Below are 13,515 nucleotides of genomic sequence, written 5' to 3' on the forward strand. Positions count from 1 at the left end.
CGTATGGTCGTATCCGTGTTGGAGGAGATGCGGATCAAGGACCTGGGCGTGATCGATGACGCCGTCGTCGAGCTGTCCTCCGGCTTCACCGCGGTGACGGGTGAGACCGGTGCGGGCAAGACCATGGTCGTCACCAGCCTCGGGCTGCTGCTGGGCGGGCGTGCGGATGCGGGGTACGTCCGGGCCGGAGCCGCCTCCGCCCTGGTGGAGGGCCGCATCGCCCTCCCGCCCGACTCCGCCGCCGCCCTGCGGGCCGCCGAGGCCGGGGCCGAGCTGGACGAGGGCGCGCTGCTGGTCAGCCGCACCGTCTCCGCCGAGGGCCGCTCCCGCGCCCACGTCGGAGGGCGTTCCGTCCCGGCGGGGCTGCTGGTCGAACTGGGCGAGGACCTGGTCGCCGTCCACGGCCAGACCGACCAGCAGGGGCTGCTGCGGCCCGCCCGGCAGCGGCAGGCCCTGGACCGGTACGCCGGGGAGGCCGTTGCCGGTCCGCTGGCCGCGTACCAGGACGCCTACCGGCGGCTGCGGGACGTCAACGCCCGCCTGGCCGAGCTGACCACCCGCGCGAGGGAACGCGCCCAGGAGGCCGACCTCCTGCGCTTCGGCCTGGACGAGATCGCCGCCGCCCAGCCCCGGCCGGGCGAGGACGCCGAACTGGCCGCCGAGGCCGCCCGCCTGGGGCACGCCGAGGCCCTGGCCTCCGCCGCCGCCCAGGCCCACGGCGCGCTGGCCGGCGACCCGGCCGACCCCGAGGCCGTCGACGCCTCCACGCTCGTCGCCGGGGCGCACCGCGCCCTCCAGGCGGTACGCGGCCACGACCCGGCGCTCGCCGAGCTGGCCGACCGGCTCGGGGAGGTCGGCATCCTCCTCGCCGACATCTCCGGCGGCCTGGCCGGGTACGCGGACGGGCTGGACGCCGACCCGCTGCGGCTGGCCGCCGTGGAGGAGCGCCGCGCCGCCCTGGCCCAGCTCATCCGCAAGTACGGCGACGCCCCCGCCGGCCCCTCCGCGCCCGGGGGCTGCGCCGCCGTCCTGGCCTGGGCCGAGGCCGGCGCCGTCCGCCTGGCCGAGCTGGAGGGCGACGACGACCGGATCGGCGAGCTGACCGCCGAGCGGGACGAGCTGCGCGCCACCGTCTCGGGCCTGGCCCGGGAGCTGACCGAGGCCCGCCGGGAGGCCGCCGAGCGCTTCGGCAAGGCCGTCACCGAGGAGCTGACCCAGCTGGCCATGGAGCACGCCCGGATCAGCGTGGAGGTACGCCAGACCGAGGCCGCGCCCGGGGACGAGGAGGCCGTCGAGCTGGACGGCCGCACCGTCCTGGCCGGGCCGCACGGCGCCGACGAGGTGGAGCTGCTGCTGGCCCCGCACCCCGGGGCCCACCCGCGCCCCATCGCCAAGGGCGCCTCGGGCGGCGAGCTCTCCCGCGTCATGCTCGCCGTCGAGGTCGTCTTCGCCGGGACCGCGCCGGTGCCCACCTACCTCTTCGACGAAGTGGACGCGGGCGTGGGCGGCAAGGCCGCCGTCGAGGTCGGCCGCCGCCTGGCGAAGCTCGCCGACTCCGCCCAGGTCGTGGTCGTCACGCACCTGCCGCAGGTGGCGGCGTTCGCGGACCGGCACCTGGTGGTGGAGAAGACCAGCGACGGGTCCGTCACCCGCAGCGGGGTGCGCTCCGTGCACGGAGACGGGCGGGTCAAGGAGCTGTCCCGGATGCTGGCCGGCCAGGAGGACTCCGACCTCGCCCGCGCCCACGCCGAGGAGCTGCTGGCCACCGCCGCGCGCCTGGGCCACCGCCGCGCCGCGGAGGCGGGCTAGCCCGTGCGGGTGGCCGAAGCTACCGCAGGGGCCCGCCCGCCTGGCATCCTGGAGCGCGATCCACTCCCCGCGAGCGGGAGGTCGCCCTCAGCAACACGCGCCGCCCACCGGCGACATGACGGGCGACACGACCGGAAGACCGCGACCCGAGACCCCCGGGAGATGATGGTGTGAGCGCCACCGCACCCCCGCACGTCCGCCCGCCGCTGCACGTCGTGCAACTGCTCGGGGGCGGCAGCGTGGGCACGGGGGCGCACGTGCGGTCGCTGTCCGCGGGCCTGGCCGCCCGCGGCCTGCGGGTCACCGTCGCCGCCCCGCCCTCCGCCGAGCGCCGCTACCGCTTCACCGCCGCCGGGGCCCGCTTCGTGCCGGTGCCCGCGCGCACCGGGCCCGGCTCCTTCGGCGTGCTGAACGCCGTGTGCGCCGAGGCCGACCTGGTGCACGCGCACGGCATGCGCGCCGGGCTCCTCGCTGCGCTCGGCCTGCGCGGGCGGCGCATCCCCCTGGTCGTCACCTGGCACACCCGGCCCACCGCGCCCGGGCTGCGGGCGCAGCTGCGGCGGCTGAACGAGTTCACCGTGGCGCGGGCCGCCTCGGTGGTGCTGGGCGCCACCTCCGACCTCGTGGACCGGGCCCGCAGCCGCGGGGCCAGGGACGCCCGGCTCGCGCCCGTGGCGCTGCCGCCCCAGCGGCCGGGCGGGGGCCGGGAGGCCGAGCCGGTGAAGATCCGCGCGGAGCTGGGCGCCGTGGACCGGCCCCTGCTCGCCGCCGAGGCCACGCTGGACCGCTCCCAGACGCTGGACGTGCTGCTGACGGCCGCCCGCGCCTGGCGTTCGCTGCGACCGCAGCCGCTGCTGGCCGTGGCGGGCGAGGGGCCCGAGCGGGCCGCCGCGCAGCGCCGCATCGACCGCGAGGAGCTGCCGGTGCGGCTGCTGGGGCGCGGGGACGCGGCGCTGCGGCTGCTGGCGGCGGCGGACGTCGCGGTGCTCGCCGCCCGCTGGGCCGGGCGGGCGCCGCTGGCCGAGGAGGCGCTGCGGCGCGGCGTTCCCCTGGTGGCCACCGCGGTCGGGGGCGTTCCCGAGGTCGTGGGCGACGCTGCGGTCCTCGTCCCCTACGGCGACCCCGCCGCGCTGGGCGCCGCCGTCACCGGCCTGCTGGCCGACGAGACCCGCCGCGCCTCCCTCGCCCGCGCCGGCCGCATCCGCGCCGGCAGCCTCCCCACCGAGGACACCACGGTCGCCCAGGTCCTCAGCGTCTACGACGAACTGGCCTCGACGGCGACGGCCTGACCCACCCCGTGCCCGGCCCGCACACCGGCCCCGGGCCACGTCGGCGTCGGACCACGGTCCGGCCGCCGGGCGGCCCGGCCGGGCGTTGCGAAGGCCGGGGCCCGGGGCCGAAGGTGCCGGCCGTCCTCGCCGCTCCGGCGGGCCGGGGCGGCGGCGTCAGCCGCCGTACGCGCCGGAGGCCGTGAGGCGGAGGGCCGTGTCGATGAGGGGGACGTGGCTGAAGGCCTGGGGGAAGTTGCCGACCTGGCGCATCCGGCGGGGGTCCCACTCCTCGGCCAGCAGGCCCAGGTCGTTGCGCAGGGCCAGCAGCTTCTCGAAGAGCTTCCGGGCCTCCTCGACGCGGCCTATCATCGCCAGGTCGTCGGCCAGCCAGAAGGAGCAGGCCAAAAACGCCCCCTCGTCCCCCTCAAGCCCGTCCACGCCCGCCTGGTCCCCGGCCGTGGGGTAGCGCAGGATGAAGCCGTCCAGCGTGGACAGCTCCCGCTGGATCGCCTCGATGGTCCCGATGACCCGCTTGTCGTCCGGCGGCAGAAAGCCCATCTGCGGGATGAGCAGCAGGGAGGCGTCCAGCTCCTTGGAGCCGTAGGACTGGGTGAAGGTGTTGCGCTCCTTGTCGTAGCCGTGCTCGCACACGCTGCGGTGGATCTCGTCCCGCAGGTCGCGCCACCGCTCCAGCGGGCCGTCCACCTCGCCGGACTCGATCAGCTTCACGGTGCGGTCCACGGCCACCCAGGCCATCACCTTGGAGTGCACGAAGTGCCGGCGCGGCCCGCGGACCTCCCAGATGCCCTCGTCCGGCTCGTCCCAGTGGTCCTCAAGGTAGCGGATCAGCTTCAGCTGGAGCAGGTTGGCATGGTCGTTGCGGGCCAGGCCCGTCATGTGCGCCAGGTGCAGCGCCTCCGTCACCTCGCCGTACACGTCCAGCTGGAGCTGGCCGGCGGCGCCGTTGCCCACCCGGACCGGCTGGGAGTTCTCGTAGCCGGGCAGCCAGCTCAGCTCCGCCTCGGCCAGCTCCCGCTCGCCGGCGATGCCGTACATGATCTGGAGGTTCTGCGGGTCGCCCGCCACCGCGCGCAGCAGCCACTCCCGCCAGGCCCTGGCCTCATCGTGGTACCCGGTGCGCAGCAGCGAGGAGAGGGTGATCGCGGCGTCCCGCAGCCACGTGAACCGGTAGTCCCAGTTCCGCGAGCCGCCGATCTCCTCGGGCAGCGAGGTGGTGGGGGCCGCGACGATGCCGCCGGTGGGGGCGTAGGTGAGGGCCTTCAGGGTGATCAGCGAGCGGACCACGGCCTCCCGGTAGGGGCCGTGGTAGGTGCACTGGCCCACCCACTCGCGCCAGAAGTCCTCGGTGGCCGTCAGGGACTCCTCGGCGTCCGGGACCGGGGGCGGCTGCTTGTGCGAGGGCTGCCAGGTGATGGTGAACGCCACGCGGTCGCCCGGCGCCACCGTGAAGTCGGCGTAGGTGGTGAGGTTCTTGCCGTAGGTGTCCACGGCCGTGTCCAGCCACACCGAGTCGGGGCCGGCGACGGCCACCGTGCGGTCGTCCACCTTGTGCACCCATGGCACGACCCAGCCGTAGGAGAAGCGCATCCGCAGCGCCGAGCGCATCGGCACCCGCCCGCTGACGCCCTCCACGATCCGGGTGAGGCGGGGGGCGTCGGAGCCGCGCGGGGGCATGAAATCCGTCACGCGGACGGTCCCGCGCGGCGTGTCCCACTCCGACTCCAGGATGAGCGAGTCCCCCCGGTACCGCCTCCGGCTGGCGGGCGGCGGCGGGACGTCGCGCCCGTGCGCGGGGCCGAGCCGCCAGAAGCCGTGCTCCTCCGTGCCGAGCAGCGAGGCGAAGACGGCGTGCGAGTCGAACCGGGGCAGACACATCCAATCAGCCGAGCCGTCCCGGCCGATGAGCGCGGCGGTCTGCATGTCCCCGACGAGTGCGTAATCCTCGATGCGCCCGGCCACTTCTCACTCCAGTCGAAAGGCGCCCGCCCCCCTCGGGACGTGCGGTTTTCCGTCGCCCATTCGAGCGTCCGAGCAGAATACGACGGCGCGTGGCCATCTGCCCGACACTCGACGTGGATGGATCAGGCCACTGGGTGACCTTGTTCGCTTTGGTTCTGAAATGTCGATACCCCTGCGGGAACGTCACGGGCCGCCCCTCGGGTTCCCTCCACTGATACCCTGGTAGCCCGTGGAGCGGAGGGCAGCAAAACCCCCGAACCCCATCCACACGACCCCCACCGGAACGTTTCCCCCAAGGGTGTCGTGTATCCGACCTCGCGACCACGGGAGCCCCGACTTGGCCATGCCGCCCAGTACCACGACGACCAAGCACATCTTCGTCACCGGCGGGGTCGCCTCCTCGCTCGGCAAGGGGCTCACGGCCTCCAGCCTGGGAGCCCTCCTGAAGGCCCGCGGCCTGCGCGTCACGATGCAGAAGCTGGACCCCTACCTCAACGTCGACCCCGGCACGATGAACCCCTTCCAGCACGGTGAGGTGTTCGTCACCAACGACGGCGCCGAGACCGACCTGGACATCGGCCACTACGAGCGCTTCCTCGACGTCGACCTCGACGGCAGCGCCAACGTCACCACCGGCCAGATCTACTCCACGGTGATCGCCAAGGAGCGCCGCGGCGAGTACCTGGGCGACACCGTCCAGGTCATCCCGCACATCACCAACGAGATCAAGCACCGCATCCGCCGCATGGCCGGGGACGGCGTGGACGTGGTCATCACCGAGGTCGGCGGCACGGTCGGCGACATCGAGTCGCTGCCCTTCCTGGAGGCCGTCCGCCAGGTGAGGCACGAGGTCGGCCGGGACAACGTCTTCGTGGTCCACATCTCGCTTCTGCCCTACATCGGCCCCTCCGGCGAGCTGAAGACCAAGCCGACCCAGCACTCCGTGGCCGCGCTGCGCAACATCGGCATCCAGCCCGACGCGATCGTCCTGCGCGCCGACCGCGAGGTGCCCGCCGCCATCAAGCGGAAGATCTCGCTGATGTGCGACGTGGACGAGGCCGCCGTCGTCGCCGCCATCGACGCCAAGTCGATCTACGACATCCCCAAGGTGCTGCACGGCGAGGGCCTGGACGCCTACGTCGTGCGCCGCCTGGACCTGCCCTTCCGCGACGTCAACTGGACGCAGTGGAACGACCTGCTCCAGCGCGTGCACCACCCCGCGCACGACGTCACCGTCGCCCTGGTCGGCAAGTACATCGACCTGCCCGACGCCTACCTCTCCGTGACCGAGGCCCTGCGTGCCGGAGGCTTCGCGAACAACGCCCGGGTGCGGATCAAGTGGGTCACCTCCGACGACTGCCGCCCGCCCGGCGGCGCCGCCGAGCATCTGGCCGGCTGCGACGCGATCTGCGTCCCCGGCGGCTTCGGCGACCGCGGCGTGGAGGGCAAGATCGCCGCCATCGCCTACGCCCGCGAGAACCGCGTCCCGCTGCTCGGCCTGTGCCTGGGCCTGCAGTGCGTCGTCATCGAGGCCGCCCGCAACCTGGCCGGCATCGAGGGCGCGAACTCCACCGAGTTCGACCAGGGCTGCGCCCACCCCGTGATCTCCACCATGGAGGAGCAACTGGACATCGTCGCCGGCGAGGGCGACATGGGCGGCACGATGCGCCTGGGGCTGTATCCGGCCAGGCTCGCCGAGGGCTCGATCGTTCGGGAGGTGTACGGGCAGGAGCCCTACGCCGAGGAGCGCCACCGCCACCGTTACGAGGTGAACAACGCCTACCGCGGCGAGCTGGAGAAGGCCGGCCTGGTCTTCTCGGGCACCTCCCCCGACAACAAGCTGGTCGAGTACGTCGAGTACCCGCCCGAGGTCCACCCCTACCTGGTCGCCACCCAGGCCCACCCCGAGCTGCGCTCCCGGCCCACCCGGCCGCACCCGCTGTTCGCCGGGCTGATCCGGGCGGCGGTGCGGGCGACCTCGGGGGAGTCCCCCTGGGAGCCCACCGCCGCGCGGGCCGCGGGCTGAGCTCCGGGGGCGGCTCGGGCCCGGCGCCCGGCCCGCGCCCCGGCGGGCGGGCGGCGCGGACGGCCGCGCGCCCGCGCTGACACACTGGGGACATGACCGAGCAGCCCCGCGACTTCCTCGCCGACACCCCGGAGCGCTGGCCCGTCACGGCCACGGCCACCCCGTTCACCGGGAAGAAGACCAGCGTCCGCGCCGACGACGTGACCATGCCCGACGGCGGCACCGCCCGGAGGGACTTCCAGGTCCACCCCGGCTCGGTGGCGGTCCTCGCCCTGGACGACCGCGACCGGGTGGTCGTCATCGAGCAGTACCGCCACCCCGTGGGCCACAAGCTGTGGGAGATCCCGGCCGGCCTCCTGGACGTGCCCGGCGAGAACCCGCTGCACGCCGCCCAGCGGGAGCTGTACGAGGAGGCGCACGTCAAGGCCGAGGACTGGCGGGTGCTGGCCGACGTCTACCCCAGCCCCGGCGGCAGCGACGAGGCCGTGCGGATCTTCCTGGCCCGGGAGGTCTCCGAGGCCGAGGGCGAGCGGTTCGCCGTCTTCGCCGAGGAGGCCGACATGCGCCAGGAGCGGGTGCCCCTTCCGGAGCTGGTGCGCGGCGTGCTGGCCGGCCGCCTGCACAACACCTGCCTGTCGGTCGCCGTCCTCGCCCTCCACGCCGCACGCGGCCTGGACGGCCTCGACGCGCTGCGCCCGGCCGACGCCCCCTGGCCCGCCCGGCCGTTCGCGCCCTGACGTGTCCTTGCCCCGGCCGGGCCGGGGCCGTGGCATACGCTCGGCCCCGTGACGGACGTGACGGAACAGGCGGTCACCGACGGCGCCGGCACCCCCGGATTCCTCGGCCGGCGGCGCGAGCTGGCCCAGCTGCGTTCGGATCTCGAACGCGCGGGCCTCGACACCATGGCGGGGCGGCCCGCACCCCGCGGCCGGGTCCTGCTGGTCGCCGGGCGGCCCGGCACCGGGCGCACCGCGCTGGCCGAGGAGTTCGCCGCCGCGCTGGCGGCCGGCGGGGAGTACCCCGGCGGGGTCCTGCGCGCCCGCCTGACCGACCCGGCGGGCGAGCCCGTGCCCGCCGAGCGCGCCGCCCGCGACCTGCTCGGCCCGCTCGGCGCCGGCGCCCCGCCCGGGGCCGCCGAGGACGAGGTGACCGGCGCCCTGCGCGACGCGCTCGCCGAGCGCCGGGCGGTGCTGCTGCTGGACGACGTGGCCTCGGCCGCGCAACTGGACGAGCTGATTCCCGGAACGCGCGACTGCGTGGTCGTGGCCGTGGCCGGCGGGCCGCTGACCGGCGTCCCCGACGTGCGGCCCTGCGTCCTGGGCGGCCTGGAGCGGGACGCCGCCCTGCGGCTGCTGGAGCGCGGCGCGGGGGACGTGCGCATCACCGTGGACCCGGGGGCCGCCGAGGCCCTGGCCGAGTCCTGCGGGCACCTGCCCGCCGCGCTGACGCTCGTCGGCGGGTGGCTGGCGGCGCGGCCGGACGCCACGCTCGCGGAGGCCGTGCGCGCCCTGGCCCGGGCCGTTCCCGAGGCGCCGCCCGTCCCCCCGCCCGCGGGGGAAGGGCGGGAGGCGCGCGGGGAGGAGGCGTTCGAGGGGGGCGTCTTCGAGGACGGGGACGGGGACTTCGCGGAGGACGTGTACGGGGCCGGGGGGTTCTCGACCGGTACGCACGGCCGTCCGCCCTACGACGACCGGGCGTTCGACGGCCTGGACGCCCATGCGGACGGGGACGGGATCGGGGAGGAGGGCGCGTACGAGGACGAGGGCGCGCCGCCCGGGAGCGCTCCCCGCCTGCCGCCGCCCGAACCCGCCCTGCGCCGGGCGTTTCACCTCGCCCACGCCGCCCTGCCCGCCCCCGCCGCGCGGACCCTGCGCCTGCTGGCCCTGGCCCCCGCCGGGCTCGTGGACGCGCACATCGCCTCCGCCCTCGCCGGCTGGCCCGTCCCCGCCGCCCGCGCCGCCCTGGAGGACCTGGCCGCCCGCGGCCTGCTGCGGCCCGAGCCCGGTACCCCCGGCCTCCACCGGGTCCCCGGCTGCCTGTACCCCCTGCTGCGCGAGCGCCTGGAGGCCGCCGAGAAGCCCTCCGAGGCGCTGCTGGCCCGCGCCAGGATGCTGGAGCGCACCGTCCGCCTGCTGCGGGCCTGCCAGGCCGTCACCGAGCCCCACGGAACGTCCGCCCGCGCCTGGCTCTCCGGCCTCCCCGCCTCCCTGCGCTTCGAAAGCCGCCCCGCCGCCGCCCGCTGGCTCGCCGAGCGGCAGCCCGCCCTGCTGGCCGCCGCCCGCACCGCCGTGGCCGACGGCCGCCTGGACACCCTCGCCCGCCGCCTGGTCGCGGCGCTCACCCGGGCCCTGATCGCCCACCGCGGGCCCGAGGACGCCGCCCCCGAGCTGTACCGGCTGCACGAGCTGGTCCTGGACGTGGCCGAGCGGCACGGGCTGACCCGGGAGCGGGCCGCCGCGCTGCTCAACCTCGGGGACTTGGACGCCCGTTGTGGACGGCTCGGCAGCGCACTGGAGCGTTACCGGGGCGCGCTGGAGGCCGCGCGCGCCGAGCGGGAGCAGGCCGAGCCCCCCGGGCAGGCGGGCGGGACCGCCCTGCTGGTGGGCCGCGCCCTGGAGTCCATCGCGGGCACCTACGCCGAACAGGGCGACTGGCAGCGGGCCGCCGACTGGTACGGCCGGGCCGTGGCCCAGGCCGTCACCCGCGGCGACCTGCCCGCCCAGGCCCGGCTGTACGGCCGGATCGGGGCCGCCGAGACCCGCACCGGGCACTGGACCGAGGCCCTGCGCGCCTGGCGGGCCGCCTGCGCCGTCCACCGCCGGCTGGGCGACGGCCGGGCGCACGCCCGCTCGCTGGCCGCCGTCGCCCGCGTCCAGGAGTACGCCGGGCGCCCCGAGGAGTCGCTGCGCACCGCGCAGGAGGCGCTGCGCCTGGCGCGCGCCGCGGGCGACCGGCGGCTGCAGGCGGCGCTGCGGCTGCGGCTGGCGGACTGCTGCGACCGGCTCGGCCGCACCGGGGAGGCCGCCGCCCACCGCGACGCGGCCGAACTGCTGCTGGCCCACGGCCGCCCGCCCGCTGAGGCCCCGGCCCCGGCTTATGAAACAGAGCTGGACCCGCGCGAGGATTGACTGATTCCAAGGCTGCGCGGCGGGTACCCCTTCATTAGACTGGCAGTGCCACCACCTCCGTAACGCAAGGACCGTGATCGACGTGAAGGTCGGCATCCCCCGCGAGGTCAAGAACAACGAGTTCCGCGTGGCCCTCACCCCCGCGGGCGTGCACGAGCTGGTCGGCGCCGGCCACCAGGTCTGCGTGGAGCGCGGCGCGGGGGAGGGCTCCGCCGTCCCCGACGCCGAGTTCGCCGCCGCGGGCGCCTCCGTCCTGCCTGACGCCGACGAGGTCTGGGCCGCCGCCGACCTCGTCCTGAAGGTCAAGGAGCCCGTGGCCGAGGAGTATCACCGGCTGCGCAAGGACCAGGTGCTCTTCACCTACCTGCACCTGGCCGCCTCTCGCGAGTGCACCGACGCCCTGCTCCGCGCGGGCACCACCGCCATCGCCTACGAGACCGTCGAGACGCCCGGGGGCACCCTGCCGCTGCTGGCGCCCATGTCCGAGGTCGCCGGGCGGATCGCCCCGCAGGTCGGCGCCTACCACCTGATGCGCTCCCAGGGTGGCCGCGGCGTCCTGCCCGGCGGCGTCCCCGGCACCGCCGCGGCCCGCTGCGTGATCATCGGGGCCGGCGTCTCCGGCTTCAACGCCGCCCAGATCGCCGTCGGCATGGGCTTCCACGTCACCCTGCTGGACAAGGACCTCGCCCGGCTCCGCGAGGCCGAGCGGCTCTTCGGCACCCGCGTGCAGACGCTCGCCTCCAGCGCCCTGGCCCTGGAACGCGCGGTGCTTGACGCCGACCTCGTCATCGGCGCCGTCCTGGTCCCCGGCGCCCGCGCGCCCCGGCTGGTCACCGGCGAGACGGTGGCCCGCATGCGGCCCGGGAGTGTCCTTGTCGACATCGCGATCGACCAGGGCGGCTGCTTCGACGGCTCCCGGCCCACCACCCACGCCGAGCCGACGTTCCGGGTGCACGGCTCGGTCTTCTACTGCGTCGCCAACATGCCCGGTGCCGTGCCCAGCACCTCCACGCACGCGCTCACCAACGTCACGCTGCCGTATATCGTGGAGCTGGCCAACCGCGGCTGGCGGGAGGCCCTTCGCCGGGACCCGGCGCTCGCCCGCGGGCTCAACGTCCATGACGGCCAGGTCGTCTCCGGTCCCGTCGCCCTGGCCCACGACCTGCCGCACGCCGACCCGCGTGCGGTGCTCGGCTGACCCGGCGGTCAACTCCCCGGGTCAACATCGGGAATGTCACACGCCGTGCTCGCCCGGGCCCCGGGGCGACGCGCCGCACGACGCGCCCGAACGGTCAACTCGTCGCGCCCGGGGGCGTTTCGGCGTCGCCCGTGCCCCCGAAGCCTGCCGTGAGCGGGGGTTATGGCCTTGACAAGTGAATGTTCGACGGCCGACACATCCGCGCCGGTACGGCCGATTGTGTTGCTGCGAACCACCGACACGCCATAGAGTCGCCAATCGTCGGCATGGTGGAACGCTGACCCTGTAGTGAAGTTTCCTGGTCCCCAAGGAGGTAAGACGACTTGTGAATGAGTCGACAATTACTCCCGGGGGAGGACGACCAGGGGTCCCGGAGCGGCGCCACGGCGCCCCGGATCCGACGGGCCTGGGCTCCGTCGCTGTCCACACCTACGCAACCGACCAGAGCCCATCGAGCATGACAGCGCATCAGAGCATCCACGGCCATGACGCCATGGCAGCCGCCCCGGCGGGCGGCGAGTCCGCGCGCCTCTCCGAGTACGAGGACCTGCCGGAGGGACAGTTCTACGACCCCGACGCGGAGTACGAGCCCGACCCGGAGTACGCGGCGACCATCGCCCCCGACGCGGCCCGCCAGCGCCGCGAGCGGATCGGCCCCACGGGCCGCCCGCTGCCCTACTTCCCCATCCCCGGACCGCTGACCGAGCGTGGCCCGGCCCAGATCATCGCCATGTGCAACCAGAAGGGCGGGGTGGGCAAGACCACCTCGACCATCAACCTGGGCGCGGCGCTGGCCGAGTACGGCCGCCGCGTGCTGCTGGTCGACTTCGACCCGCAGGGCGCCCTCTCGGTCGGCCTCGGCGTCAACCCCATGGAGCTGGACCTCACCATCTACAACCTGCTGATGGAGCGGGGGATGGCCCCCGACGAGGTCCTGCTGAAGACCGCCATCGCGGGCATGGACCTGCTGCCGAGCAACATCGACCTGTCCGCCGCCGAGGTCCAGCTCGTCAGCGAGGTGGCGCGCGAGTCCACGCTCCAGCGCGCCCTGCAACCCCTGGTGAACGACTACGACTTCATCATCATCGACTGCCAGCCCTCGCTCGGCCTGCTGACCGTCAACGCCCTCACCGCGGCGCACAAGGTCATCGTGCCGCTGGAGTGCGAGTTCTTCGCCCTGCGCGGCGTCGCCCTGCTCACCGAGACCATCGAGAAGGTCCAGGAGCGCCTCAACCCCGGCCTGCGCCTCGATGGCATCCTGGCCACCATGTACGACTCCCGCACCGTGCACAGCAGGGAGGTGCTCGCACGGGTCGTCGAGGCGTTCGACGACAACGTCTACCACACGGTCATCGGCCGTACCGTCCGTTTCCCCGAGACCACGGTCGCCGGTGAGCCGATCACCACCTACGCCTCCAACTCCGTGGGGGCGGCGGCGTATCGCCAGCTCGCCAGGGAGGTGCTCGCCCGGTGCCACGCCGAGTGAGCCTCCCGGCGGCCGACGAACTCTTCCGCACCACCGGGGGGGCCGCCGTTCAGCCCTCGACCCCCTCGGAGAACGCCACCAGCCCCGGCGGGGACCACGCCGCGCGAGTGCCCGCGCCCGCGGGCGAACGCGGCCCCGCCGGGGACGAGCCCGACCCCTCACCGGAGGAGGCCAGGACCCCCGCGCAGCGCGGCCAGGCCGCCGCCGGGCGGGAGCAGGCCGTTCCGGGCCAGCCCAAGCGGGAGCAGCCCTCCGGCCGGGCGGCCTCCGCGGCCCCCGCCAAGTCCGGGCGCGCGGCAGCGGGTTCGGCCGCCGGGCAGCGCAAGTCCCGTGCCGCGCGCCGCCCTTCCGGGCGGGAGCGGCACGACGAGAAGATCACGGTCTACGTCTCCGCCGAGGAGCTGATGGACCTCGAACAGGCCCGGCTGGTCCTGCGGGGCGAGCACGGGCTGGCCGTGGACCGGGGCCGCATCGTCCGGGAGGCCGTCGCGGTCGTCCTGGCCGACCTGGAGTCCCGCGGCGACGCGAGCATTCTCGTCCGCCGCCTGCGCGGTCGTTGACCGCCCCATGAGCACCACCCCCCGCCGGCGGCTGGGCACGGGCCCCGGCCGCACGGC

At 75.4% G+C, this 13,515-nt stretch carries 9 protein-coding genes; 8 read left to right on the forward strand and 1 reads right to left on the reverse strand.

The annotated features are described in order from the left end of the window. Nucleotides 1–3 precede the first annotated feature (3 nt). Both recN and RM780_RS25530 read left to right on the forward strand, forming a co-directional pair. Entirely contained in the window at nucleotides 4–1,809 is a 1,806-nt protein-coding gene (recN, locus tag RM780_RS25525) for a DNA repair protein RecN (protein ID WP_311633253.1), read from the forward strand. 170 nt (nucleotides 1,810–1,979) lie between these two features. Beyond that, nucleotides 1,980–3,098 carry a glycosyltransferase family 4 protein gene (locus tag RM780_RS25530; RefSeq protein ID WP_311633254.1) on the forward strand — a complete coding sequence of 373 codons (1,119 nt, stop codon included), beginning with the start codon at nucleotides 1,980–1,982 and terminating at the stop codon, nucleotides 3,096–3,098. 156 nt (nucleotides 3,099–3,254) lie between these two features. Here RM780_RS25530 and RM780_RS25535 read toward each other — a convergent pair whose 3' ends face one another. Further along, nucleotides 3,255–5,060: a glycoside hydrolase family 15 protein gene (locus RM780_RS25535; protein ID WP_311633255.1), complete on the reverse strand. Its 1,806-nt coding sequence runs from the start codon at nucleotides 5,058–5,060 to the stop codon at nucleotides 3,255–3,257. Between the two features lie 343 nt (nucleotides 5,061–5,403). Here RM780_RS25535 and RM780_RS25540 point away from each other — a divergent pair, with 343 nt between their 5' ends. The 6 genes from RM780_RS25540 to RM780_RS25565 all read left to right on the forward strand — a co-directional run bounded on the left by RM780_RS25540 (nucleotide 5,404) and on the right by RM780_RS25565 (nucleotide 13,458). Continuing rightward, nucleotides 5,404–7,086: a CTP synthase gene (locus RM780_RS25540; RefSeq protein WP_311633256.1), complete on the forward strand. Its 1,683-nt coding sequence runs from the start codon at nucleotides 5,404–5,406 to the stop codon at nucleotides 7,084–7,086. Between the two features lie 92 nt (nucleotides 7,087–7,178). Next, the gene (locus RM780_RS25545) at nucleotides 7,179–7,823 is read left to right on the forward strand and encodes an NUDIX hydrolase (RefSeq protein ID WP_311633257.1); all 645 of its coding nucleotides are present in this window, start codon (nucleotides 7,179–7,181) and stop codon (nucleotides 7,821–7,823) included. Between the two features lie 57 nt (nucleotides 7,824–7,880). Next, nucleotides 7,881–10,214 carry a tetratricopeptide repeat protein gene (locus RM780_RS25550; RefSeq protein ID WP_311633262.1) on the forward strand — a complete coding sequence of 778 codons (2,334 nt, stop codon included), beginning with the start codon at nucleotides 7,881–7,883 and terminating at the stop codon, nucleotides 10,212–10,214. Nucleotides 10,215–10,287: 73 nt separating this feature from the next. Continuing rightward, nucleotides 10,288–11,412, forward strand: a complete 1,125-nt coding sequence (gene ald, locus RM780_RS25555) for an alanine dehydrogenase (RefSeq protein ID WP_311633258.1) — start codon at nucleotides 10,288–10,290, stop codon at nucleotides 11,410–11,412. 457 nt (nucleotides 11,413–11,869) lie between these two features. Beyond that, entirely contained in the window at nucleotides 11,870–12,898 is a 1,029-nt protein-coding gene (locus tag RM780_RS25560; protein WP_394813080.1) for a ParA family protein, read from the forward strand. Beyond that, nucleotides 12,883–13,458 (forward strand): hypothetical protein, encoded by a 576-nt coding sequence (locus tag RM780_RS25565; protein WP_311633260.1) that lies wholly within the window; start codon nucleotides 12,883–12,885, stop codon nucleotides 13,456–13,458. The genes RM780_RS25560 and RM780_RS25565 overlap by 16 nt, the downstream gene beginning before the upstream one ends. The last annotated feature ends 57 nt before the right edge of the window (nucleotides 13,459–13,515 follow it).

Origin of the sequence: Streptomyces boetiae, from assembly GCF_031845405.1 — a bacterium.
Taxonomy (GTDB): Bacteria; Actinomycetota; Actinomycetes; order Streptomycetales; family Streptomycetaceae; genus Streptomyces; species Streptomyces boetiae.